Origin of the sequence: Terribacillus saccharophilus (assembly GCF_000725365.1) — a bacterium.
Lineage (GTDB): Bacteria > Bacillota > Bacilli > Bacillales > Amphibacillaceae > Terribacillus > Terribacillus saccharophilus.
This window is the reverse complement of the sequence record NZ_CP008876.1, coordinates 3139191-3162789: the sequence shown is the minus strand read 5'-3', so window position 1 is coordinate 3162789 and position 23599 is coordinate 3139191. Positions and strand designations below refer to the sequence as shown.

The 23599-nt window shown below is 45.2% G+C and carries 23 protein-coding genes; 4 read left to right on the top strand and 19 right to left on the bottom strand.

Translation table 11 applies throughout. The annotated features are described in order from the left end of the window. Nucleotides 1–41: 41 nt before the first annotated feature. Nucleotides 42–764 carry a GntR family transcriptional regulator gene (locus GZ22_RS15710; protein ID WP_038564497.1) on the top strand — a complete coding sequence of 241 codons (723 nt, stop codon included), beginning with the start codon at nt 42–44 and terminating at the stop codon, nt 762–764. 44 nt (nt 765–808) lie between these two features. Here the strand turns inward: GZ22_RS15710 and GZ22_RS18675 are convergent, their stop codons facing one another. Together GZ22_RS18675 and GZ22_RS15705 are read right to left on the bottom strand one after the other, a co-directional pair. Beyond that, nucleotides 809–949 carry a hypothetical protein gene (locus tag GZ22_RS18675; RefSeq protein WP_164072102.1) on the bottom strand — a complete coding sequence of 47 codons (141 nt, stop codon included), beginning with the start codon at nt 947–949 and terminating at the stop codon, nt 809–811. Between the two features lie 130 nt (nt 950–1079). After that, nucleotides 1080–1583 (bottom strand): VanZ family protein, encoded by a 504-nt coding sequence (locus GZ22_RS15705; RefSeq protein ID WP_038564494.1) that lies wholly within the window; start codon nt 1581–1583, stop codon nt 1080–1082. Nucleotides 1584–1763: 180 nt separating this feature from the next. Between GZ22_RS15705 and GZ22_RS15700 the strand changes: the two genes are divergently transcribed. Next, nucleotides 1764–2360, top strand: a complete 597-nt coding sequence (locus tag GZ22_RS15700) for a class D sortase (protein WP_038564491.1) — start codon at nt 1764–1766, stop codon at nt 2358–2360. Between the two features lie 121 nt (nt 2361–2481). On the opposite strand, the gene GZ22_RS15695 is transcribed toward GZ22_RS15700, so the two are convergent. Next, a complete protein-coding gene (locus GZ22_RS15695) occupies nt 2482–3177 on the bottom strand; it encodes a FadR/GntR family transcriptional regulator (protein WP_038564489.1) in 696 nt (231 codons plus the stop codon). A gap of 232 nt (nt 3178–3409) precedes the next feature. Here GZ22_RS15695 and GZ22_RS15690 point away from each other — a divergent pair, with 232 nt between their 5' ends. Then, nucleotides 3410–4687 (top strand): Nramp family divalent metal transporter, encoded by a 1278-nt coding sequence (locus tag GZ22_RS15690; protein ID WP_084160773.1) that lies wholly within the window; start codon nt 3410–3412, stop codon nt 4685–4687. A gap of 123 nt (nt 4688–4810) precedes the next feature. Beyond that, complete coding sequence (locus GZ22_RS15685) at nt 4811–6088, top strand: cation:dicarboxylate symporter family transporter (RefSeq protein ID WP_038564488.1); 1278 nt, start codon at nt 4811–4813, stop codon at nt 6086–6088. A 22-nt stretch (nt 6089–6110) separates the two neighbouring features. Here the strand turns inward: GZ22_RS15685 and GZ22_RS15680 are convergent, their stop codons facing one another. The 16 genes from GZ22_RS15680 to GZ22_RS15605 form a co-directional block, all read right to left on the bottom strand. Then, entirely contained in the window at nt 6111–7163 is a 1053-nt protein-coding gene (locus tag GZ22_RS15680; protein ID WP_038564486.1) for a DUF871 domain-containing protein, read from the bottom strand. Between the two features lie 48 nt (nt 7164–7211). Then, nucleotides 7212–8588, bottom strand: coding sequence for a PTS transporter subunit EIIC (locus GZ22_RS15675; protein ID WP_038564485.1), 1377 nt, complete (start codon nt 8586–8588; stop codon nt 7212–7214). A 15-nt stretch (nt 8589–8603) separates the two neighbouring features. Then, nucleotides 8604–9494 (bottom strand): N-acetylmuramic acid 6-phosphate etherase, encoded by an 891-nt coding sequence (gene murQ, locus GZ22_RS15670; RefSeq protein ID WP_038564483.1) that lies wholly within the window; start codon nt 9492–9494, stop codon nt 8604–8606. A 9-nt stretch (nt 9495–9503) separates the two neighbouring features. Next, nucleotides 9504–10364, bottom strand: coding sequence for a MurR/RpiR family transcriptional regulator (locus GZ22_RS15665; protein ID WP_038564481.1), 861 nt, complete (start codon nt 10362–10364; stop codon nt 9504–9506). 210 nt (nt 10365–10574) lie between these two features. Continuing rightward, nucleotides 10575–11282, bottom strand: coding sequence for an ABC transporter ATP-binding protein (locus GZ22_RS15660; RefSeq protein ID WP_038564478.1), 708 nt, complete (start codon nt 11280–11282; stop codon nt 10575–10577). Beyond that, entirely contained in the window at nt 11279–12067 is a 789-nt protein-coding gene (locus GZ22_RS15655) for an ABC transporter ATP-binding protein (RefSeq protein ID WP_038564476.1), read from the bottom strand. Before GZ22_RS15655 ends, GZ22_RS15660 begins: the two co-directional genes overlap by 4 nt. Then, on the bottom strand, nt 12048–13349 hold the full coding sequence (locus GZ22_RS15650; RefSeq protein ID WP_038564473.1) for a branched-chain amino acid ABC transporter permease: 1302 nt from the start codon (nt 13347–13349) through the stop codon (nt 12048–12050). Before GZ22_RS15650 ends, GZ22_RS15655 begins: the two co-directional genes overlap by 20 nt. A gap of 7 nt (nt 13350–13356) precedes the next feature. Further along, nucleotides 13357–14316: a branched-chain amino acid ABC transporter permease gene (locus GZ22_RS15645; RefSeq protein WP_038564470.1), complete on the bottom strand. Its 960-nt coding sequence runs from the start codon at nt 14314–14316 to the stop codon at nt 13357–13359. A gap of 63 nt (nt 14317–14379) precedes the next feature. Continuing rightward, nucleotides 14380–15537 carry a branched-chain amino acid ABC transporter substrate-binding protein gene (locus GZ22_RS15640; RefSeq protein ID WP_038566259.1) on the bottom strand — a complete coding sequence of 386 codons (1158 nt, stop codon included), beginning with the start codon at nt 15535–15537 and terminating at the stop codon, nt 14380–14382. Between the two features lie 241 nt (nt 15538–15778). After that, the gene (locus GZ22_RS15635) at nt 15779–16747 is read right to left on the bottom strand and encodes a sugar phosphate isomerase/epimerase family protein (RefSeq protein ID WP_038564468.1); all 969 of its coding nucleotides are present in this window, start codon (nt 16745–16747) and stop codon (nt 15779–15781) included. Then, entirely contained in the window at nt 16744–17805 is a 1062-nt protein-coding gene (locus GZ22_RS15630) for a Gfo/Idh/MocA family protein (protein ID WP_038564465.1), read from the bottom strand. The genes GZ22_RS15635 and GZ22_RS15630 overlap by 4 nt, the downstream gene beginning before the upstream one ends. Before the next feature lie 24 nt (nt 17806–17829). After that, nucleotides 17830–18651 carry a carbohydrate ABC transporter permease gene (locus GZ22_RS15625; protein ID WP_038564462.1) on the bottom strand — a complete coding sequence of 274 codons (822 nt, stop codon included), beginning with the start codon at nt 18649–18651 and terminating at the stop codon, nt 17830–17832. Between the two features lie 19 nt (nt 18652–18670). Next, the gene (locus tag GZ22_RS15620) at nt 18671–19999 is read right to left on the bottom strand and encodes a carbohydrate ABC transporter permease (RefSeq protein WP_038564459.1); all 1329 of its coding nucleotides are present in this window, start codon (nt 19997–19999) and stop codon (nt 18671–18673) included. A 13-nt stretch (nt 20000–20012) separates the two neighbouring features. Continuing rightward, entirely contained in the window at nt 20013–21287 is a 1275-nt protein-coding gene (locus GZ22_RS15615; protein ID WP_245609683.1) for an ABC transporter substrate-binding protein, read from the bottom strand. Nucleotides 21288–21505: 218 nt separating this feature from the next. Next, nucleotides 21506–22471 (bottom strand): 6-phosphofructokinase, encoded by a 966-nt coding sequence (gene pfkA, locus GZ22_RS15610; RefSeq protein ID WP_038564452.1) that lies wholly within the window; start codon nt 22469–22471, stop codon nt 21506–21508. A 91-nt stretch (nt 22472–22562) separates the two neighbouring features. Continuing rightward, nucleotides 22563–23573: a zinc-binding alcohol dehydrogenase family protein gene (locus GZ22_RS15605; RefSeq protein ID WP_038564449.1), complete on the bottom strand. Its 1011-nt coding sequence runs from the start codon at nt 23571–23573 to the stop codon at nt 22563–22565. Nucleotides 23574–23599 lie beyond the last annotated feature (26 nt).

Genomic DNA, 23599 nt, shown 5'->3' with positions numbered 1-23599 from the left:
ATGTTATACTTAGTGAAATAAAACGACAGAGGAGCACTAGCATGATCGACAAAAATTCACCCATTCCGCTTTATTTTCAGTTGGAACAGGCGATTCGTGAGCGCATCGAGTCCGGCAGCTTGCCTTCTGGGGAGATGCTGCCGCCTGAAAGGCATTATACCGAGTCATTAGGCATCAGCCGAATGACAGTAAGGCATGCAATGCAGGCTCTAATTGAAGATGGACTGCTAGAAAGAAGAAAAAACAAAGGTCTTTTCGTGAAAGTGCGTCCTTATCATCAATCTTTATCAAAATTGACAAGTTTCAGTGAAGATATGCAAGCCCGCGGGCTCTCTTCATCCAGCAGTATATTGGAATGGAAGGAAATAAAATTAAGCAGTATGACTGCAGACAAATTACAAAAGGAAATCGGTGCAGCCGCAATCCGAATCAAACGTTTACGATCCGCGAATCAGGAACCGATTGCTGTCGAAACAATAACATCTCCACTGGAAATGGCTAAAGATCTGACAGAGAACAAGCTTAAGGAGAGCTTTTACGCTTATTTAGAAAGTGAAATGGGGTTGACGCTTCACCGTGCTGAACAGGAAATCGAAGCTGATTTGGCAGACGAAGAGCTGGCTAGATTGTTGAACGTAACGCGAGGCGATGCAGTTTTACGCATTCATCGCTTGTCTTATCTGGAGGATGGTCGGCCCTTTGAGTATGTAACGAGCACGTATAGAGCGGATAAATACACGTTTACAAGCAGTTTCTATCGTTAAGAACACACAAAAAGAGCAGCGCCGGTATCCGGTACACTGCTCTTTTAACTTTGGCTTACTGTTCGATATGATTGTAGTTCTTGAATTAGCTTTGTCATCATGTCTTCTGTATTGTTGATCTGTTTGTTTTCCGTCTGGGATATCAGCTTTACTAGGATATTCTTATATATTTCCTGCTCTTTCACTATGTCACCTCTTTGGTAAATCGATACATTACGATATGTACGTAATCTGAATCGTGTGAATCATAGTGAATATACCACATTTTTCGCAAAAGGATGTCTATTTTTGCCAAAAATAAGGATTTCGTAGCATTTATGAACGTTTCCAGTAAATGTGATACAGATTCCTTCCGATTATTACCACTAACAGTCCCACACAAGCACCGATTGTATCAATAACCACATCCCCGACATATGGCGTCCTGCCGGGTGTAAGGCTTTGATGGAATTCATCGAAGCAGGCATATAGGATTGATATCACCAATGCTATACGCAATGATAGTCGGTATTTCAAACCAAATCCTTTATAAAGTGCCGCAAATGCGAGAATCGCCAGACAGAAATAGACACCAAAATGGGCCGCTTTCCTTATAAAGAATTCCACGACAGAGTACACACCTACCGCCTGTACACTGACCTCCTGTCCATGATAGGTAAAATGGATAGGTGAAAGAAATGGTTCAAGCGGACTTAAATCTATGTGGGAAGCAAGCATAGGCTTGATGTCCTGCTCCTGGTAAGGGGTAGCGGAAAATAGGAAGATGATGATGATGCAAGCCAGCGGCAGCATACCATAGACCCATTTTTTCAAACTCATCTTCTCCCCTCCCTTTTTTTAGATAAGCTTCGATTATATCATAGCAGCATATATAAAGGCAGTTTATCCCGTGCTTTGCTTTACTAAACCTTTACAAGAAACAGCTTCCGCGCTGGAAATTTTTTATATATAATATATGTTAGAAATTATACAAGCCAGCTTGTACATAAAGGAGAACATATGAAACGATTCGCTGTCATATTAGTTGTTGCAGGGCTTCTATTGGTAGGATACGGAGGATATGAATGGTATACAACCGCAAAGGCACAGAAAGATTCCCTGTCCAGTGCGAAATCGATGCTTCATGAAGCTCATGCAGCAGAGAAACTTACCCCTGAGCAAGCAGAAAAGGAAGCAAGCAGCTTCGAGCCTGGCCAAGGAGATGTAGTTGGTGTACTGCATGTACCGAAGCTAGATGCAGATTTGCCGATTGTTGAAGGAACAGATGCTGATGATCTGGATAAAGGCGTTGGCCATTATAAAGGAACCGCCTATCCGCTCCAAGATGATCAGATTGTTTTATCCGGCCATCGTGACACAGTGTTTCGCAATATGGGAGAAGTGAAAGTAGGCGACACCTTTGTCGTTGAAATGCCGTACGGCTCCTTCACCTATAAGGTTGAGAATACAAAAATCGTCGATAAAGATGATTTGACGGTTATCGTTCCAACTGCTCCAGAGGAAGTTTTAACTGTGACAACATGCTACCCGTTTTCTTATGTAGGAGATGCTCCAGAACGTTTTGTCTGGACAGCAGTACCTGTAGAAACAGAATAAACCGAGCAGCCCTTGACTGCTCGGTTTTCTATTGAACTTGTTTGTAAGTTGATTTACCGATTTCCGCAGGTCTGTTGAAAATTATCCACCATTCTGCAAGCAACCGGTCCTCTCCCCTTTATCAGCTGTCAGGGGTCAGCTTCTTCTCAACATTCCGCAGATGAATCAAGCATTGCAAACGAGCAAGCTCTGCTTCCCCTGCCTGGATGGCTTCATAAATTTTCTCATGTTCCTTATAAATGATTTGCTTATTGCGCAAAAGATCTTGTTTTTCTTCAAAAGACAGATCTAGCGCTTTCTTATAAACAGTGTCTAAGTTAGCAAAGGTCTGAATCATGACCGGATTATGTGTTGCTTTCATCACAGCAAGGTGGAAAGTAAAGTCTGCATTGCGTCCTTTATATGAATCAGCGGTATCAACATCCACTTCCTTCATCAACTCAAGCGCAGAGCGCATTTCTTCTAATTCTTTGTTTGTCCGGCGTTCTGCTGCCAGCATGGCTGCTTCGGGCTCCAAAATCTTCCGCATTTCAAAAAGATAGCGGAAGCTGGCAAGATTCGATTCATCGACCATCACTTGGTGGAAGAATTCACCATGAAATGCTTGTTCCACGTACGTTCCGCCGCCTTGCTTTGATGTGACAGCGCCTTGTGCTTTCAACTCGCTCAATGCTTCCCGGATCGAAGCACGACTGACGCCATATTTTTCACATAGCTGCTTCTCTGTAGGCAGCTTCTGTCCCGGTTTGATATCTCCTTCCACTATTTGTTCCAATATTTCAGCCGCAATCCGATGCGACATTTTCTCCTTTTTCATGTTGTATGCTTCTTCTCCTTTTTTGTCTGACAAGTACTTAACTATAAAAATCACAAAACATCTTACTAATCAGGTTATTCACTTTAAAACTATTGATTTGTCTAGGTTTCTTTGACTCTCTCATTATTCTATCATCCTAATAATTATCAGCAAGCATTTTTTGCCTTACAACTTTATCTTGCCAACACTTATCTTTTATGTTTACAATCACAGTAGCGAAGGGGGTACGTGTATGGAAAACGAAAACAACCCAATGGCGCCCGCCAGTCCTACTCCTCCTAAGACCTTCGGCCAGAAGCTCCGCAATGTCGGACCTGGCTTTGTCACCGCAGCAACGGGCGTCGGAACTGGCGATCTTATCGCCGCTTTAGTAGCCGGATCAGGCTTTGGCATGATGCTCGGCTGGGCAATCATTTTAGGTTCTATCATCAAATATTTCCTCACCGAGGGAGTCGGCAGATGGCATCTTGCAACTGGCAAAACCATCCTACAAGGCTGGCACTCTCTTGGCAGATGGGCAACCGGCTATTTCGGTGTCTACTCAATTATCTGGGGCGTCCTTTATGGTGCCGCAGCAGGATCCACTAGCGCATTGATGATGCGTTCGATGTTTCCTATCATGCCGCTATGGGCATGGGCCATCATCCATCTTCTCGCGGGATTTGCCTTGATTTGGACAGGTAAATACATGCTGTTCGAGAAAGTGATGCTCGTTTTCATCGGTATCATGTTTGTCACTGTAGTAGGAACTGCCGTTATCTTGCTTCCTGATATCGGGAATATCGTTCGAGGTATCGTCATACCAAAAATGGACGCTGGCAGCTTCCTGCTTGTCATGGGTCTGATAGGTGGCGTCGGTGGAACGATTACGATGGCTTCCTATGGCTATTGGCTGCAGGAGAAGAAATGGAAAGGAAAAGCTTGGGTCTCGATGATGCGCGTTGATAATAGCGTTGCATACATCGTGACAGCGATCTTTACACTTTCCTTGATGGTCATCGGTGCAGAATTCCTGCACAGCTCCAATATCAAGATTGATGGAGAAGAAGGCTTAATCACACTGTCTGGCATGCTTGGGGAAGAATTCAATGGAGTTGTTTCCTGGATGTTCATGATTGGTGCATGGTCAGCTGCATTCTCCTCATTAATCGGGGTTTGGAATGGCGTTCCATATCTGTTTGCGGATTTCATTCGTACCGTACGAAAAAAAGGGCGGTCAGAAGACAAACCGGTCTCTGAAAAAGATCCTGCTTATCGTTTTTATCTTGTTTGGCTTACATTTCCGCCAATGCTTTTGTTATTCTTTGGCAAACCGGTGGGACTTGTATTGATTCAAGGAGCGCTGGGAGCATTGCTCATGCCGTTCCTCGCAATTACACTTATATGGCTGCTCAACTCGAAGCGCGTCGAACCTGATTACAGGAATGGCTGGATCACAAACGGCGTATTGGGTATCAGCATTTTGTTATTCGGTGCACTAATGGTCAACGAATTAATCAATTTGTTCTGATTTACCGCGGAGGGCACACAATTGTGTCTTCCTTTTCTTTGTTAGGAAAGTTGACATGATTCTAGTAAGCTATGCTATTATTACATTTATGAATTTATTAATCTTACAACGTGGGGGTACATCATGAAGCGTTTTAAAATTGGACTAGCCTACCAGATTTTAATTGGTTTAGCGCTAGGTGTTATTGTTGGTTCAATCTTCTACGGCAATGAAACTGCCGTTTCTATTCTACAGCCTTTGGGCGATTTGTTCTTACGTGCGATTAAGATGATCGTTATACCAATCGTCATCGCCTCTATCATTGTCGGTGTAGCCGGCACAGGTGATGGTAAATCAGTTGGTCGACTAGGTTTTAAAACACTCGTCTACTTTGAGATTGTTACGATCATTGCGTTAGCTATCGGTCTTATATTCGCAAACGTTTTCCAGCCCGGAGAAGGTATCGACCGTTCTTCTCTAGAAACATCAAGCATTTCACAGTATGAAGAAACTGCAGAGACACAAGAAGATCGTACTATTGTAGATACAATTCTTGAAATCATCCCAACAAACGTCTTCCAAGCAATCGGTGAGGGTGACATGCTCGCTATCGTATTCTTCTCCGCACTATTCGGTCTTGGGGTAGCAGCTATCGGTCAAAAAGGACAGCCTGTGCTGAACTTCTTCGAAGGTGTCAGTCAGACTATGTTCTGGGTAACAAACCTTGTTATGAAATTAGCACCAATTGGTGTATTCGGACTTATCGGTGTTACAGTATCGAAATTCGGTATTTCATCTTTGGTTCCATTAGGTAAGCTTGCACTTGTCACATATGGTGCGATGGCGTTCTTCATCCTTGTCATCTTCTCCATCATTGCAAAAATCGTAGGCATCAACTTGTTCAAGATGCTGAAAGTATTGAAAGATGAACTATTGCTTGCATTCTCCACTTCCAGTGGTGAAACAGTATTGCCGCGCGTAATGTATAAAATGGAACGTATGGGTGCGCCAAAATCCATTGTTTCCTTCGTATTGCCGACTGGTTACACATTCAACTTGGATGGATCAACCATGTATCAAGCTCTTGCATCTCTATTCATTGCACAGATGTACGGTATTGATTTGACTATCTGGCAGCAGCTTGGAATTATGGCATTGCTGATCGTTACATCTAAAGGTATCGCAGCGGTTCCAGGAACAAGCTTTGTCGTATTACTTGCAACATTGAGCTCTGTGGGGTTACCAGTTGAAGGTCTTGCGTTCATAGCTGGTATTGACCGTATCCTTGATATGGGACGTACAGTTGTAAACGTTGTTGGTAACAGTCTTGCAGTTATCGTTGTTTCTAAGTGGGAAGGCAAATTCAATTTGAATAAAGATTACTTGGAAAACGGCGGTTCAGAAGAAGTAAAAGTAGGTTGAGGATTTTCCTCACCTACTTTTTTTATACCCATATATTCCTGAAATGCTTGCTACCTTCGATATAATTTAATAGAGGCACATCCTCTGGTACAATCTGTCCAATCACATTGACTTTATCGTCTTGAGGCAAGTTACTCCTAGTAATTTGAATTTCACCTTTGTAACGCATATACAGATTGTTATCGATAGTTACGCTTCCTTTGTTTCGTTTGATGCAATTGAAAGGTAACACCTCTACATCTTGGAACATTCCGCTCATCCTAGACTCTTCCGAGCGTATTACATCTCGCGCCCGATCCGGGCGATTATGTGTCCCCTTTTCCAGCAAACGATGTGCTTCTGTTAGCTCCCCATAAGGCTCTGCACGGAGCGTAATTGTATTTGATGAATCTTTCAGCTGCATTAATGCCTCATCTGTCACGTCTGGATCTCCAATTAGAACTTTGTCCACGTTATATGCTTTCAGCTCTGTGAAGGCAGCAAAAGTTCCATACTCACGATGCTGTTCCAATGTTGGCAGTCCTTGATGCAACGGCCCCCGCAGATTACGGTCACCCGGTATGAAAGCTTGCACCTTCAAACCATATGTTTGGAATAGGAGATTTTTCGCTAGAAAATCGCTGAGTGCAAGACCTGTTTCCGGCCGGGGGTAGAAATTATGCCAAACCTCCGTGTGGGTAGTACGCAAACCCGCCTCAATCAATCGCTGTAGCTGTTCTTCTGTGAGTGTACTTGCATTCAAAGCGACCTTCATCTTTTGCGATAACCGGACAATAACATCATCCTCAATTCCGTAATCAATCCGCAAACCAGTTAGTCCCCAATCCAGCACCGTCTCAGCAGTATTCCAGTCCAAATCAAGCTTCTCCATTGATGCTGTCGAAATATCCGCTATCAATTCCATCTCAAGAGCAGAAGCGATTGAACCAAGAAGTTGTAATTTAGTTCGATACGCGGAGGCATCTTCTTCCGGAATGTGAAGTGATGTAAACAAACTCCGGAATCCAGCTTCATAAAACCTTCTGATTTTCTCTTCCTCTATACGTTCCTGTAAATACACAGATATCCCTAACACCTTATCCCTCCTATGTACAAAAAAGGCGTCATAAAGACGCCCTGATAGTTATATATCCTTTGCCATGTCTTCCTTAAACCCGAAGAAGTAAGTAAATAGGAAGCCGGCAATATAAGCTACAAAAATACCAATCAAGTATTGCAGGTACTTTCCTTCAGCGATAAGCGGCGTTAAAGAAAGTCCAGAAACACCGATAGAAGTCGCGCCTGTTGCAAACAGTGCCTGTGTAGCTCCACCGACAGCAGCTCCAAGACAAGCTGTTAAGAACGGACGTCCGAGCGGTAAAGTTACCCCGTACAATAGCGGCTCGCCAATACCAAGGAATCCGGCCGGCAAGGCACCTTTGATAATATTCCGCAGACGCTTATTACGTGTTTTGACGAAAACAGCGATAGAAGCTCCGACCTGTCCGCCGCCTGCCATTGCTAGAACAGGAAGCAATGCTGTAAAGCTGAACGTCTGGATAAGCTCCATGTGAATCGGCGTTAATCCATGATGCAATCCCACCATGACAAGTGGCAGGAAGAATCCAGCAAGCAAAGCACCAGCTACGACACCGCCGACATTAAGAATTGCATTAATTCCGGAAGTAATTCCATCTGACATCACACCGGCAACGGGCATAATGACAAGTAAAGAAGCAACACCAACAAACAGAACAGTTAAGATAGGAGTAAAAATAATATCAATACTATTAGGCATGAATTTTCTTACGCGCTTCTCGATGAAACTCATCAGCCAAGCAGCAAAGATGACGCCGAATAATCCGCCCCGGCCAGGAACGAGCGCTTCACCGAATAACGTAATATTCGCCAGCGCCGGATTGAACAAAATCATACCCGCAATGGCACCAAGAACCGGAGAACCACCGAATTCCTTCGCCGTATTCCAACCGACTAGAATCGCTAAGAAACTGAACAAACTTCCGCCAATCAACTGAAGAATCTGGATGATACCGAGTGTAGGATCTGCACCAGCATTGACAGCGAAGCTGACACCACCATTGATGATACCGGAAGCAATCAACCCAGGAATCAGCGGAATGAATATATTACCGATACGTTTTAATAGAAACTTAATCGGCGTTTTATTCTTTTCCTTCATGTTCTCCCGTTTGAGCTGGGCTCTTTCTTCAAAGGTAAGATCGTCAATTTCTGCTGCTTCTTCTTCGACACCGAGACCGGTGATTCGGCTGATCTCATCGGAGACTTTATTAACAGTCCCAGGTCCGACTACAATCTGAATTGTATCATCTGCTACTACTCCCATGACGCCTTCGATACGCTTTAGAGCATCAAAGTTCACATGATTATCATCCCTAACCCGCAACCGCACTCGTGTCATACAATGTGTCAAAGAAACTACATTCTGCTCTCCGCCAACTTCACGGAGAATGTCTTCTGCCAATTGCTTCATCTTCGCCATTTTGATTCCTCCCCTTTACGCTTTTATCGCTGAACGGACAAATCCCTCTGCATTACGAAGCTTCTCCTCTGCCTCCTCTTTTGGAACATCAAGCAGCAGCATGACAATTGCTGTCTTGACCTGACCGTCTGCTTGATCAAAAATTTTCTCTGCTGCATCATAGTTCGCACCGGTTGCTTCCATGATGATGCGTTTAGCACGCTCCTGTAATTTGTCATTCGTCGGCTTCACATCAACCATCAAATTCTTATATACTTTTCCGACTCCTACCATACTGGCAGTAGATATCATGTTCAGCACCAGCTTCTGTGCAGTTCCGGCTTTCAGTCTTGTCGAGCCTGTCAGTATTTCCGGACCAGTTTCTACCTCAATGCTGATCTTTGCATGCTTAGATATAGCTGAGTTTTTATTGCAAGCAACGCTAACTGTGGCAGCTCCTACAGCTGCAGCATAATCCAGCGCCCCGATCACATACGGTGTTCTGCCACTTGCCGCAATACCAATTACAGTATCTTTTGAAGACAAACCGATTTCCTCGAGCTCCCTTGCCCCTAAATCCGGATTATCTTCAGCCCCTTCCTTCGCTTTACGGAAAGCAGACATTCCTCCAGCCAGCAGTCCTTGCACCATATCATCTGGTGTGCTGAATGTTGGCGGGCACTCCACTGCATCCAAAATACCAAGTCTGCCGCTTGTGCCTGCACCAGTGTAAATGAGTCTGCCTCCAGCCCGAAATGTTGCAATGACTTGTTCCACAGCCGCTTCAATTTTCGGCAATGCTGCCTCCACCGCGTCTGGCACTGTTCGATCTTCCTTATTCATCAGCTGAAGTACTTCCTTTGTAGTAAGCTGATCCAGCTTCATCGTACTTTCGTTGCGCTTCTCTGTCGTCAGTTTATCTAGCATTGTTTTCCCTCACTTTTGCTCTGTTTGGAATGCTTGCTGAATTGCCAGCCGTGATTTTTCCAGTGCGTCGATTGTATGATCATAATTCTGTCCCGCTACCGCTGTGTAAATGATATCCATTAAATACATTTGGACAATCCTGGAGCTTGTAGCCGCGCTGCGGATGCGGGCTTCTTTTGCCACGGTGAACAACTGGATATCAGCCAGCTCTTGAAGTCGGTTAGGACCTAACTTCGTCATCGCAATCGTCGTTGCTCCAGCTTCCTTTGCCTGCTTTATGACAGACAGCAGCTGGTCGGTTTCACCTGAATAACTGATAGCAAATGCAACATCCCCATATGTTAGATTCGCCGCTGAAGCCAGCTGCTGATGGGCATCACTGTAGGCAGTGCACCATTTGCCAATCCGGCCGAATTTCTGCTCGCCATCCTGTGCAACAAGATAGGAAGCTCCAACTCCATAAAAATCAATCTTTCTTGCTCTGGAAATCATAGAAACCGCCTGTTCAATTGCCAACGCTTCATTAACCTGCATTGTCTGACTGATTGACTGGGTATGCTTCTCAGCAATTGCTTCCATCAAATGCGCAACCGTATCATTCGGTTTGATTTCACCAAACGCATTTTTGTTACCGCTTTCATTTTGCAAATCTCCCGCAATCTTCAGCTTCAGTTCCCGGTACCCTGTCACACCGATTGATTTACAAAGACGGATAACGGCCGCCTCACTGGACCCGCTTTTCACTGCCAGCTCCTGTACCGAAAGCTTTACCACCTCAGCTGGATGGGCAAGTATGTAGTTAGCTGCATTTTTTTCAGAGGGCTTAATCAAAGGTAAGCTTTCTCGAAGCAGTGTTAAACCGCCCTTCACTGTCAGGATCACCTGCTCTCTATATAAAATTTTAATTCATATTTAGATTATATTACTAAAATAAAATTTCATGAAGTGTTTTGTGAATAAATCTTACGGAATTTTCCATTAAATATTCGATAATATATGAGTTCTTATAAAATAGATATTTTTTCAAAGATTACTAGATCAAAATACATAACAAAAGACCCGCCTCCCAGCGGGTCTTCTCTATGCCAAATATGCTTCCGTAATCGTTGGATCGGCCAGCAGTGTCTGGCCTTTGCCGCTGCGCCAGATGCTGCCGGTTTGGAGGACGTAGCCGCGGTGGGCGACTTTGAGTGCTTGGAAGGCATTTTGTTCGACGAGCAGGATGGTCATGCCGTCGTCGTTGAGCTCTTTAATAATGTGGAAAATTTGTTCGACGATGATTGGGGCTAAGCCCATGGATGGTTCGTCGAGCATGAGCAAATCAGGATCCATCATTAGCGCCCGGCCGATAGCCAGCATTTGCTGCTCGCCGCCGCTCATCGTACCGCCAAGCTGATGAAGCCGCTCCTTTACTCGTGGGAAGTAGCCGAAAACACGCTCCATCCTTTGCTCGATCAGTTTTTTATCCTTTACACCAAATGCGCCAATTTGTAAATTTTCCTTCACCGTCAGCTTCGGGAAAATCCTTCTCCCTTCTGGTACATGTGCGACACCAAGCTTTGTCGTCTGGTGGGCTTTTCGGGAAGTGATATCTTTTCCTTTATACAGAACCGTACCTTCCTTTACAGGTACGAGTCCGCTGATTGTTTTCAGAGTAGTAGATTTCCCAGCTCCGTTACTGCCAATCAGCGTAACGATTTCCCCTTCTTCTACTGTCAAATCAATTTGTTTTAAGGCTTGGATAGCACCATAAAAGGCAGTCACTTGTTTCAGCTCCAGATAGCTCATCCTTTTGCCTCCTGTTCCTCGGCTGCTCCTTTACCCAAATACGCCTCGATAACCTTTTTATCATGTCTAATTTGGGCCGGCAGTCCTTCTGCAATCAGCTCTCCATGGTCCAGTACATAAATATAATCCGAAATCTCCATGACGAGCTTCATATCATGCTCAATCAAAATGATTGTCATATCCATTTCTTGTTTGATTTTCTGGATAAGACCTGTCAGGTCTGCTGTTTCTTTTGGGTTCATTCCGGCTGCCGGTTCATCAAGCAGCAAAACAGACGGCTTAGTCGCAAGTGCCCTGGCAATCTCCAAACGCCGCTGACTTCCATACGACAGGCTGGCAGCTTCATCATTGTAATGCTCTTCCAGTCCAACATACTCCAGCAAACGATATGCTTCCCGTTCAGCAATTCGCTCTTCTCTATCCACTCCTGGCAAATGAAAAATCGTCCCGAAAATACCTGCTTTCAAATGTGTATGCATACCGACCAGCACATTCTCCAAAACCGTAATTGGGCCGAACAGGCGGATATTCTGAAACGTACGGGAGATTCCTTTCTTAGCTACGGCATGTGGTTTTAGACCACCGATTAATTCGCCGCGCAGTTTGATAGAACCGGATGTTGGTTTATACACACCGGTAATCATATTGAAGAAAGTAGTTTTGCCAGCACCATTCGGTCCGATAACTGCTGTAATTTTATTTGCTTCAGCTCGGAGGCTGATTTCCTTATTGGCAGTCAGTCCTCCAAATGTTTTAGTCAGTTTCTCAACTTCCAGTATGGCCATGTTCATCCTCCTTTGGTGCAGCAACAGATTGCAGTCGTTTCTTCGTGCCCTTCTCAGAAAGGAATTTCTGTTTATCATATACAACATTCTTTGCCGGTATCAGCCCTTTCGATCGATACAGTGCAAACAGAATGAGTAATGCACCAAAGAAGAAGCGCTGCATTTTTACAGGAGACATGGCATCCGGCAAGGTGATGATGCCTGCAGTGCTTAAGCTGTTAAACCACATTGTCAATTCATTGAGTACTTGGGCATTTAGGATCGTCACGACGGCAGCACCAAGAATGACACCAGGCACACTGCCCATCCCTCCAAGAAGAACCATGACAAGAATATTGATTGATTGGAGCATCGTGAAACTGGTCGGATCAATGAATGCTTGCTTGGCTGCAAAAACGACACCCATCATACCAGAGAATGAAGCGCCGATTGCGAAGGCCATAAGCTTTGTTTTTACGAGCGGGATTCCCATCGCTTGAGCAGCAATTTCATTCTCGCGGACAGCTTTCCAGGAACGCCCCAGCTTGGAATGCTCCAGACTGCGAACCGCAAAAATGACGAAAAGCAAAATGAATAGAACGACAAAATAAATCTGATTGGAATACAGCAGTTCAATCCCGAAAATCTTAGGCGGTGCAATTGAAGATAGTCCTAGCGCACCATTGGTAATATTAACTGGCTGGTCCAAGTTGTTGAAAACGATCCGGATGATTTCCCCGAAACCGAGCGTAACAATGGCCAGATAATCACCTTTCACCCGCAGCACCGGAATCCCAAGCAGCACACCGAACAATGCAGCGACGAAACAGCCGAGGATGATGAAGATCCAGAAGCTGTTACCCGATAATGGATACGTTCCGAACGGCATGAAGTTGGACGCCTGCGCTGTGGCGAAAATACCGTATGTATAAGCACCGACGGCAAAGAAGGCCACAAAACCAAGATCCAATAAACCAGCCATTCCGACGACGATATTCAAGCCAAGTGCCATGCTGACGTAGATACCAACAAGTGTTGCTACATCCATATATTCCTGATATGCAGGTCCCTGCATCGCAGAAAACGGAAGGATAAAGAACATGATGGCAAGACCGATTGCCCATTTTGACCAGTTTGGCAGCTTTGTGTAATACAGCAGCAAAAACGATAACAGCAGCAGCAGAAATGCCGCAACCGAACGCTGAGCCAAAATCAAACTAAGAGAAGTGAGCGCGATATAACCGACTAAAAGTCCGAGCTGGAGCCATTTGTTTCCACGTATTTGTTCCAGGATTTTTTTCATATGTCACCTACACTTTCTCGATTGCGGCTCTGCCGAACAAGCCCTCAGGCCGGAATATCAATACGAGGATAAGGATGGCGAAAGCAAACACATCTTTATATTCTGAACTAAGCAGACCCGCTGTTATTGCAGATAGATTTGCCGCTGCGAACATTTCCAATAATCCCAGCAGCATACCGCCAGCCATGGCACCGCGGATATTCCCGATACCGCCCAATACTGCCGCAGTGAAGGCCTTCAAACCAAGGATAAAGCCGATGTACGGGTCAATTGTGCCATAATGGATGGCGAACAATACTCCTGTGGCACCACCTAAAGCTGAACCAACAAAAAAGGTGACGCTGATCACTTTATTTACATTCACACTCATCAGTGAAGCAGTATCCTGATCCTGTGCTACAGCTCGCATGGCCAGTCCCCACTTTGTCCGGTTTACGAAAAACTCCAATGCGATCATCATCAGGATTGCAACGATGATAACAACAAGGAAAGAGTAGCGAATGTTCAAGCCGCTAACCGATAGACTGCCCGGGAAGAGCGATGGTGTATTGACGATATAGTTATTCTGCTGTGTCTCCGTAATAAAGCGGACAATGTCCTGGAGCAGGAAGGAAACGCCGATTGCCGTAATCAAGGTAATCAGCTTGGATGCTTTTCGGAGCGGGCGATATGCGAGTCGCTCAATTCCCATGCCGAGCATACCTGTAAGTCCCCCTGTAATCACTAGGACAATTAGCAAAACGAATATAGCTGGCATGACAGCAACCCAGCCAAGACCAGTCAGACCGATCAGGACTGCTGTTCCGATAAAAGCTCCTGCCATGAATATTTCTCCGTGAGCAAAGTTAATCAGTTCCAAAATCCCGTAAACCATCGTATAACCGAGAGCGATGATTGCATAAATAGCTCCAAGTGTCAGGCCATCAATCAGCACCTGTGGCAGTGTATCCCACACCTGTGTCATCATTCCAACTCCTTTCTTTCTGTAATGAAAAAGGATATGGTATCGTGACCATATCCTTTTCACTTCTTACTGTGAAATTTCGCCTTGGATTTTGGCTGGATAGCTTGCTTCATCGAATTTATAAATGAATATTTTAGCGAATTCGTTGTCGCCTTTATCATCAAAGCTGACCTGGGTCATTTCGCCTTCATAATCATCGATTGCACGTACAGCAGCTGCGACTTTATCTTTAGCAGGAAGCTTGCCTCCGTTCTCCTTTGCTGCATCGAGTATGCCTTCCATGAGCACCTTGGCTGAATCATAGCCATAAATGGAGAAGGATTCAGGCTTGGCTCCATACTCTTCTTCATAATTCTTGGCAAATTCAGTCGCGCTAGAATCGCCGGCTACTGAAGTCAGATAAACATTGTTGATTGTGTCACCAGCAATCTCAACAAGTGTGGAGGAATCAAGTCCGTCACCGCCCATGAAGGCCGCATCGATACCATTGTCACGTGCCTGCTTGATCAGCAAACCACCCTCTGAGTACAGGCCGCCAAAATAGACAAGATCCGGATCAGCCGATGATACTTGATTCAATACACCGTTGAAATCTTTCTCTCCTACCGTGATTCCAGCTTCTCCGACGATTTCAGCTCCTTCTTCTGCTGCAGCCTCAGCAAATGCCGTTGCCAATCCCTGCCCATAAGCTGTTTTATCATTAATGACGAAGATTTTCTTTGCACCGATTTCCTGGACGGCATATTCCGCCCCAGCTGGTCCTTGGAAATCATCACGTGCTACTATCCGGTTGACCGATTTCAAATTACGGTCGGTAACATCCGTTGCTGTTGAAGCCGGGGATACAGAAGGAATATTATAACGCTCATACACTTCACTCGAAGGTATAAAAACACCAGAGTTCAAATGGGCTACGACGCCGTACACTTCCTGATCGGAGCCGATGATTTGTGCGTTGGAAACCCCTTTCTGCGGATCACCTTGGTCATCGTATTCCACTAGCTCCAGACTGAAACCGGCTTCCTCGAAATCAGCTTTTTCCTCTTCCACTGCCATAGCAGCTCCATTCTTGATTGCTTCTCCTAATGTCGCACTGCCGCCCGACATTGGCGCTTGGAGTGCAATCTTCACTGTTTCGTTGCCTCCACCATCTGATGCAGATTCCGTATTACCGCATGCTGCCAAAAAACCAAGTGCCAATGTACTCGTCATCGCTAAAGCCATTACTCGTTTCCCCACCTGTTTTCCCCCTTTGCTTCTTTCAGCGTTTGTAAGATTATGTACGTGCCGCCTCGAAGTTAGGTCTAATAATATACAGGCAATTGTGGCAAGTCAAGATAGTTTTTAGAAAATTAATAATATTATGTATATTTGTCAGAAACCCTGACACACCGCGGTTTTTGGCAGATGTTAGCGTATCTAACAAACAAAAAAGCACCTGCCATAAAGGCAGATGCTAAAAAATTTATGACCACCACATCGTAGTGGCAGGTTCATTAATCACGACATTTTTCAGATTATCGACAGCTCGCTGGAACCCTTCTTCTATCGACATCAGCGAATCTTCATGCTCAATGCTGATAACATAATCGTAGTCATAGGTGCGCAGTGCACTGATCATTTTGTTCCACTCTTCCTGGCCGTGGCCGAGTCCGACTGTACGGAAGTTCCATGCCCGCTGTTTGATATTGCTGTATGGCTGCATATCAGTCAGGCCGTACATATTCACATTATCAGGGTCGATGTACGTATCTTTAGCATGGAAATGATGGATGGCGCCAGCTTTTCCGAGTATTTTAATGGCTGCAGTTGGGTCGATTCCCTGCCACCACATATGACTTGGATCAAAGTTGGCTCCGATAGCATCACTCGTTAGCTCACGCAGTTTGAGCATCGTATAAGGTGTGTGAACAAGGAAGCCGCCGTGCAATTCCAGCGCAATCTTCACCTCATGCTCCTCTGCAAATTTGCCGAGCTCCTTCCAGTAAGGAACAAGTTTCTCTTCCCATTGCCAGTTCAAGACATCTCCATACTCAGTCGGCCAAGCTGTAACCGGCCAGTTCGGCTTTGTGGCGCTCTCTTCGGAACCTGCCACACCGGAAAAACAGTTCACAACCGGAACACCCATTTTAGCAGCAAGCTTGATCGTCTTGCGCAATAGCCAATCCGATTCTTCGGCAAATGCTTTGTCTGGTGAAATAGGGTTGCCATGGCAGCTGAAAGCGCCAATCGTAACACCATATTTCTCAAAAGTTGCTTGATATTGCTTCAACGCATCTTCACTTTCAAGCAGTTCATCAATTTTACAATGCGCATTGCCCGGATAGCCGCCCGTGCCTATTTCAACAGTATCCAAACCTGCTTGCTTCACGCGCGCAAGCATATCCTCAAGTGAAAGCTCCTGGAACAGAACTGTAAAAACGCCTAATTTCATACTTGTTCCCCTTTCTCTACTGCTTCTGGTGCAAGTGAGATTATTTTTTTCGTACCATTGGAATCCAACGCTGCCAAGATGACCGCCAATGCAGATCGTCCTTTTTCTGCTGTGATTGGACAGTTAGATGAATTCTCTAGCACACAGCTGGCAAACGCGTCCACAACGCCCGAATTCGATTGTGTATCAGAATCATTTGTCTGAATTGCTCCAAGCGAATGATTACTGCGGTCACCGTTATGATATTCGACAACCAAGCTGTATTCAGGGCTTTCCTCGAGACGAATAACCCCTTTCTCACCGTAAATGATCGTGGAATTATCTTCTTCTGCCACATATGACCAACTGGCAGTAAGTGTACCAATAATTCCTGACTTCGTACGCAGTACAGCGACTGCATTATCATCCACATCTGCGTAAGGCTTTGCCAACGTATCGACAAAAGCCGCTACCTCATGAATTGGTTCGTCGAGCAGGAATTCAATCAAATGGGATTTATGCACACCCAGATCACCAAGTGCTCCGATATAAGCTTTGTCTTTATCAAAGAACCAGCTGTTTTTCCCATCAATGCTCCACTGCTCTGGACCTCCGTGACCGAATGTCGTCCGGAAGCTGAATATCTTGCCGAGCTCACCGTCTTGAATCATCTTCCGCGCCTTTTGATGAGATGGGACAAAGCACTGATTATGCGCTATTAGCAGGAGCTTGCCGCTCGCCTTTTGTGCTGATATCATTTCATCTGCTTCCTCCAGTGTCGTGGCCATCGGTTTTTCACAAAGTACATGCTTTCCTGCCTGCAGAGCAGCGATTGATACTGGTGCGTGCAAATGGTTGGCCGCACAGACGATGACCGCATCGATGCGCGGATCCTCAATTAGTTCTTCGTATTCGGTATATGCTGTTGCGTTATATTCTTTGGCGATTTCCTCTGACCGGCTCGGCACCACATCACAAACAGCAGTGATTTCAGTATTTGGATTGTTTTCAAGCTCCGGCAAATGACGATTGCGTGCAATACTTCCTAGTCCGACTACTCCTACGCGTAAGGTTTTCATTATCTAGAAGTACCTCCAAGTTTATTATTCTTTGACAGATCCACTTGTCAGACCAGCAACAATACGACGCTGGAACAAGAGTACGAGAATGACAATTGGGATAGTTACAATGACGGTGGCAGCAGTGATATCTCCCCACGGAACGGTGTATTGGCTTTGATAGAATGAGATACCGACTGGTATTGTGCGCCAGCGATCATCGGTGTTGATGGTTAAGGCAAATAGATATTCATTCCAGGCAGCGATAAACACAAGGATGGCTGTCGTAAAAACGCCTGGCGCTGCCAGCGGGAAGATGATTTTACGGAAAGTCTGGAACGGAGTCGCTCCATCCAGCTTCGCTGATTCTTCCAATGCCAGCGGAATTTTGATGAAAAATGTCGATAGAATCCAGATTGCCAGTGGCAAACTGATCGTAATATACGGGATTACAAGACCGAGATAGCTGTTGCGCAAGCCTGCATCGGTGACAAAGTTGAAGATAGGTGATAGGACTGCGATTTGCGGAAACATGGATGCTGCCAAAACCAACCCTAGAATCAAACCTTTGAAACGGATTGGCAGCCGCGTGACCGCATAGGCTGTGAATGATGCGACAATGATGGAAATAATCGTGGTGAGAGTTGCAACAACAAAGCTATTCAGCATGTACATAAGCAACGGCCTTGTTTCCAATGCCGATGCATAGTTATCCAATGTCATATTGCTTGAGAACCATTGGAAGGAGGAAAAAATTTCTCCCTGTGGTTTGATAGAGGTCAGGAACACCCAGATAAACGGGAACATGACCAGGAATACAAAGATAATCAAGAAAATGTAGAAGCCGACTCCAGCACGTTTTACCATATTATTCTCCTCCTCCGTCCTATTGTTTTAGCCTTCCGCTGAACAAATCCGAGCCGATCAGCTTGATGAAAATCGTACTGAGCAATGCGACACTCAAGAATACAATTACACTCAAAGCAGAACCTGCACCGAAATTCTGTTGTTCAAACAGCAATTTGTAAGCATAGACGCTGATTGATTCCGTCGAGTTGGCTGGACCTCCGCCAGTAAGGACGTAGATAAGGTCGAACACACGGAATGCGTCCAATGCACGGAATAAGACTGCAACTAGGATTGCCGAACGAATCATCGGCAGAGTGATGGAGATAAACTGCTGGAATTTATTTGCGCCATCCACTTCTGCTGCTTCATACAGTGAGCGTGGAATAGTTTGCAAGCCAGCTAAAAGTAAAAGTGCCATATACGGTGTCGTTTTCCAAATATCTGCGAACATGATAGAGAACATACCGCCTGCTCCAGTCGAAAGCAGTGCACCTGGGTCATCGATGAGACCAAACTGAGCCATATAATGGGCCATGATACCGGACTGACCGTCAAACAAGAATGTCCACATCATAGCTGCTACCGCTGTCGGAATCGCCCACGGTACTAGTACAGCAGCTCGAACAAGCCCGCGTCCAATGAAAACGCGATTGATCAGTAAAGCAACAGCCAAACCTACGGCAAGCTCAACACCTACAGTAACGACGGTGAACAATAGCGTGTTCAGCATTGCTGTCCAAGTCCGTCCATCACCAAGGTAGGTCGTATAATTCTTTAACCCGACAAAGTTTGGCTCCAGAATTGAACCTTGCGTATTCGACAGCTGTGATTCCAGATCCGTCAGTGGCTGGAAAGCTTCCTCAGGAGCACCGTCCCGCAAAGCCTGGACAGCGGCTGTCTGCTCATCCAACGTGTTGGCAAAACCATCTGCCCATTCCTCTGGTACATCTGCCAGCCGAAGCTCTTCATCATTCACAGGCTGGAAATTCTCCAGCATAGTGTTGACTTCTTCATAGCGACCTGCAAGTCCTTCATCAGTATTCAATAATGTTTCATGCTGTTCATCCAATGCTGTTGTGATGTCATCCAATGCGCCGCCTGCATCAGGCATCGCATCTCTGACTTCATCCATTGTGTCGTACACCAAATATCGGTTATCAGCATATGTTTCGAGATTGATGCTTAAAGATGAAATCCGTTCTGCTTTGGCCGGGTCATTCAAACGATAATCAAACAAGCTATTCCAGCCTGACAACATAATAGGCCAAATGATGATGACGGCAATAAGAATGATAGACGGTGCGACCATCGCGTAACCAAGCTGCCGTTCACTCAGCTGAAACCGTCTTTTTTTCGGTTGCTTCATACACTCAGCTCCTTTAATTGGTTACGGATTCCAACGCAGCTTGCATTTTTGTTTCCATACGTTCTACCGCTTCCTCAGCAGTTATATCTCCTGCCATCGCACGGGAAAGCTCAATTTGCATGATATCGGAAATCTCTGGATAAATTGGTGTGATCGGGCGCGGTATCGCATTTTGCAGAGAATCATAGAAATCCTCGCTTGCAAGCACGGCACTGACATCCGTAATCTCTTTATCATCATATAAAGCTTCCAATGTCGGGGCCTTACCGCCTTCAAGAGCGCTGATCTTCTGCCCTTCTTCTCCGCTCATCCACTTCACAAAAGTCCAGGATGCTTCCACTTCATCTGAGTAGCGGTTAATCATCCGCATCCATCCTCCTAATGAGGATGCTGCTCCGTCACTTCCGGCCGGAAGTGTGGCAATGCCAACATTACCTGCTACTTTGGATATCTCCGGATCATTCGCTGTATCATTCAAATATGGCCAGTTTCTTGCATACACGGCATTTCCCTCATTAAAGGAAGACTCTGTGTCGATTTCCTGGAAGTTAAGTATATTGTTCGGTACAAAATCACTATTCGTTATGTCAATCATCTTCTGCAAGCCTTCTATTGCTTCTGGACTATTAATGACAACGTTTCCATTTGCGTCCAATACTTGCCCGCCGTAGGAGTAAATATACTCAATGGCGTTGGTCACGATGCCCTCATATTGAGCTGCCTGCATGAGGTAACCAAATTTGGAGCCTTCCTTCCCCATGTTTTCTTGAGCCAACTGTTCCAGCTCATCCCATGTTTCAGGAACCTGATCAGTTATATCAGTCCGATAATAAAGCAATCCTGCATCGGCATAGCCAGGCATGGCATACTGTCTGCCATTATAACGGCCAGCCTCTACCGTAGCCGGGAAGTAAGCGTCCATATCCACCTGATCCCGCTCAATCAATCGGTCGAGCGGAAGCACATAGTTTGCCTGACCGAACTCTGCAGACCAAACAATATCTGCATCGAATACATCGATTTCCTCACTTCTGCCACTGAACATCGTCACATATTGATTATGTGATTCTCCAGTATCAGATGGCATTTCTCGAACCTCCACATCAATTTCAGGATGCTCTTTTTCGAATGCTTCGACTAGTATATCCGTGGCACCAGTCGTATCCGTCCCCCTCGCGTATGTAATCTGAACTTTGTCATCACTCGCACCATCTCCGCTCGTCACGGCTGAGCAGCCTGCCAGCCCAAGACCGGCAAATAAGGCAACCATCAGAAAGCTTCGCTTCATCACAGCTCCTCCTCGCATTTTGGTAAACGCTTTCTTTAGTGCGGTTATCTCATTCCCTCCTTTTTGTTACATTAAGCCTATCCCCCTAAATTTTGTCTTTTCTGCAGAAGTTATAAAAAGTTTATCATAAAAATGCAAACGCTTTCAATGATATTGTATATACAAGTTTCGCCAAAGAAAAAAACACGCCTGTCTCAGGCGTGCTCTGTTCCGCTTATTCATATAGTATGCAACAGCATATCAAGTAAATCATAATTCGGTTGTTTATCAGTCTTTTCATCGAGCATCGTACGCAAATCTTTCTCAATTAGCTGATTGGCTTTGATTCCGATTGCATAACCGGACTGCCCTTCCATCAGCATGTTAACTGCTTTGACACCCATCTTGTTGGCAAGAATCCGGTCAAATGCGGAAGGTTCGCCACCGCGCTGGATGAATCCGAGGACTGTCGTACGCACTTCTATATTCATCTGTTTCTCGATGAATTGCTGCAGCTCATCCAAATCATACATTCGTTCCGTGACGACGATGATGTTATCATTCCGGCCTTTGGAAATTTTGTCTTGAAGTTTTTCACAAATCTGCTCAAAACTCAGTTTAAGCTCCGGCGTAGAAATGATATCTCCTTCTCCTGCAACAGCAGTAAACAAGGCCAAATCACCGCAATGTCTGCCCATCACTTCCACGATGGTCGTCTTGTTATGCGATAAACCAGTATCCTTGATTCGTCCGATGGAGCTGAGCACTGTATTCAATGTCGTATCAAAGCCGATAGAATAGTCAGTGTAATCCAGGTCATTGTCAATCGTTCCCGGAATGCCAATCACACGGATACCCAATTCATGCAGCTTTTGTGCACCTTGAAGTGAACCTTCCCCACCGATGACAATAACATCAGCAATACCATAATTGCGAAGTACTTCCACTGCCTGTTTTCTCCCAGACTCATCCATGAAAGCAAGCGAGCGTGACGTTTTTAAGATCGTTCCGCCTTTATTGGCGATTGTTTCTACATCAGGTGTACGAATGATTGATAATTTATCCTCAATCAGGCCCTGATAACCGCCTTCCACACCATAAACTTCAATATCATGATAGTTGGCCGCCTTAACAATGGCTCGTATGGCCGCATTCATGCCCGGTGAATCACCACCGCTTGTGATAACAGCTACTTTATGTAACATCGGTTCACCTCTCCACCATATATGTCTTATTTTCATTATACAACAGAATTGTCAGGAAACAGAACAAAGACAGGCATAACGCCTGCCTCTATCATACAGAAATGACAAGTTTTCCGATCATACTGCCATCTTCCAATCGCTTATGCGCTTTTTGCACGTTCTCGACGGTAAGACCCTCGAGCTCCTCTGCTTTGGTTGTGCGAATGCGTTCGCTCTCTAACAGCTCTGCTACTTTGGACAGAATTTCACCTTGCTTATATCTGCTAGGTGTCTGATGGAGCGTACGGGTAAACATATACTCCCAGACAAGTGTCAGGCTCTTGGATGTCAGATCAGTCAGTTTGATATTTTCAACTGGACCTGTGATGGCACAGATAATACCTTCTGGTTTCACGACTTCAATAATGTCATCCCATGCCTTGTCCAGCTGGTGCATACAGAAGACATAGTCAACACTGTCTATTCCTAACTTTTCTAGTTGTGGATGAAACGGTTCATGATGATTGATCACCCGCTCGGTGCCGTGCTGCTTAGCCCATGTAATCGTCTCTTCTCGTGAAGCAGTTCCAACTATATTCAGACCATATAATTGCGCAAACTGGGAAGCAATCGAACCAACACCTCCAGCTGCGTTAACCAGCAAAATTGTCTTGTCTTTATTCGCTTCCGCGTCTAGCGGGATATGCATCTTTTCAAACATAGCTTCCCATGCTGTCAATGCTGTCAACGGCAGGGCTGCAGCTTCAGCAAAACTGAGATTTGCTGGTTTCTTGGCGATAACTTTATAATCAACAAGCTGGAATTCACTATTGGAACCTTGACGGGCAACGGATCCAGCATAATATACTTCATCCCCCGGCTGAAATCCCTCTACATTCTCTCCAACTTCCTCGATGATTCCTGCTGCATCAAAGCCGAGGATGCGGAATTTACCATCGTCCTCTTTCAGCTTTCGCTGTTTTGTATCAACTGGATTGACACTGACAGCTTTTACTTTGACAAGTACATCATCACCTGCTGCAGTTGGCTTATCCACCTGTTCTTCTGTAAAGCTGTCTGCCTGATCCACGGATGTTTGTTTGTATATCCCGATTGCACGCATCTATTTCTCCTCCTCTATTTTTGTAT

Coding starts and splice junctions, on each gene's coding strand:
- GZ22_RS15620 (WP_038564459.1), bottom strand. CDS start 19,999: ATGAAGCAACCGAAAAAAAGACGGTTTCAGCTGAGTGAACGGCAGCTT.
- GZ22_RS15655 (WP_038564476.1), bottom strand. CDS start 12,067: ATGGCCATACTGGAAGTTGAGAAACTGACTAAAACATTTGGAGGACTG.
- GZ22_RS15700 (WP_038564491.1), top strand. CDS start 1,764: ATGAAACGATTCGCTGTCATATTAGTTGTTGCAGGGCTTCTATTGGTA.
- GZ22_RS15705 (WP_038564494.1), bottom strand. CDS start 1,583: ATGAGTTTGAAAAAATGGGTCTATGGTATGCTGCCGCTGGCTTGCATC.
- GZ22_RS15675 (WP_038564485.1), bottom strand. CDS start 8,588: ATGGCGAAGATGAAGCAATTGGCAGAAGACATTCTCCGTGAAGTTGGC.
- GZ22_RS15630 (WP_038564465.1), bottom strand. CDS start 17,805: ATGAAAACCTTACGCGTAGGAGTAGTCGGACTAGGAAGTATTGCACGC.
- GZ22_RS15660 (WP_038564478.1), bottom strand. CDS start 11,282: ATGAGCTATCTGGAGCTGAAACAAGTGACTGCCTTTTATGGTGCTATC.
- murQ (WP_038564483.1), bottom strand. CDS start 9,494: ATGCTAGATAAACTGACGACAGAGAAGCGCAACGAAAGTACGATGAAG.
- GZ22_RS15710 (WP_038564497.1), top strand. CDS start 42: ATGATCGACAAAAATTCACCCATTCCGCTTTATTTTCAGTTGGAACAG.
- pfkA (WP_038564452.1), bottom strand. CDS start 22,471: ATGTTACATAAAGTAGCTGTTATCACAAGCGGTGGTGATTCACCGGGC.
- GZ22_RS15690 (WP_084160773.1), top strand. CDS start 3,410: ATGGAAAACGAAAACAACCCAATGGCGCCCGCCAGTCCTACTCCTCCT.
- GZ22_RS15645 (WP_038564470.1), bottom strand. CDS start 14,316: ATGATGACACAGGTGTGGGATACACTGCCACAGGTGCTGATTGATGGC.
- GZ22_RS15625 (WP_038564462.1), bottom strand. CDS start 18,651: ATGGTAAAACGTGCTGGAGTCGGCTTCTACATTTTCTTGATTATCTTT.
- GZ22_RS15695 (WP_038564489.1), bottom strand. CDS start 3,177: ATGAAAAAGGAGAAAATGTCGCATCGGATTGCGGCTGAAATATTGGAA.
- GZ22_RS15635 (WP_038564468.1), bottom strand. CDS start 16,747: ATGAAATTAGGCGTTTTTACAGTTCTGTTCCAGGAGCTTTCACTTGAG.
- GZ22_RS15685 (WP_038564488.1), top strand. CDS start 4,811: ATGAAGCGTTTTAAAATTGGACTAGCCTACCAGATTTTAATTGGTTTA.
- GZ22_RS15615 (WP_245609683.1), bottom strand. CDS start 21,287: ATGAAGCGAAGCTTTCTGATGGTTGCCTTATTTGCCGGTCTTGGGCTG.
- GZ22_RS15605 (WP_038564449.1), bottom strand. CDS start 23,573: ATGCGTGCAATCGGGATATACAAACAAACATCCGTGGATCAGGCAGAC.
- GZ22_RS15650 (WP_038564473.1), bottom strand. CDS start 13,349: ATGAAAAAAATCCTGGAACAAATACGTGGAAACAAATGGCTCCAGCTC.
- GZ22_RS15640 (WP_038566259.1), bottom strand. CDS start 15,537: ATGGCTTTAGCGATGACGAGTACATTGGCACTTGGTTTTTTGGCAGCA.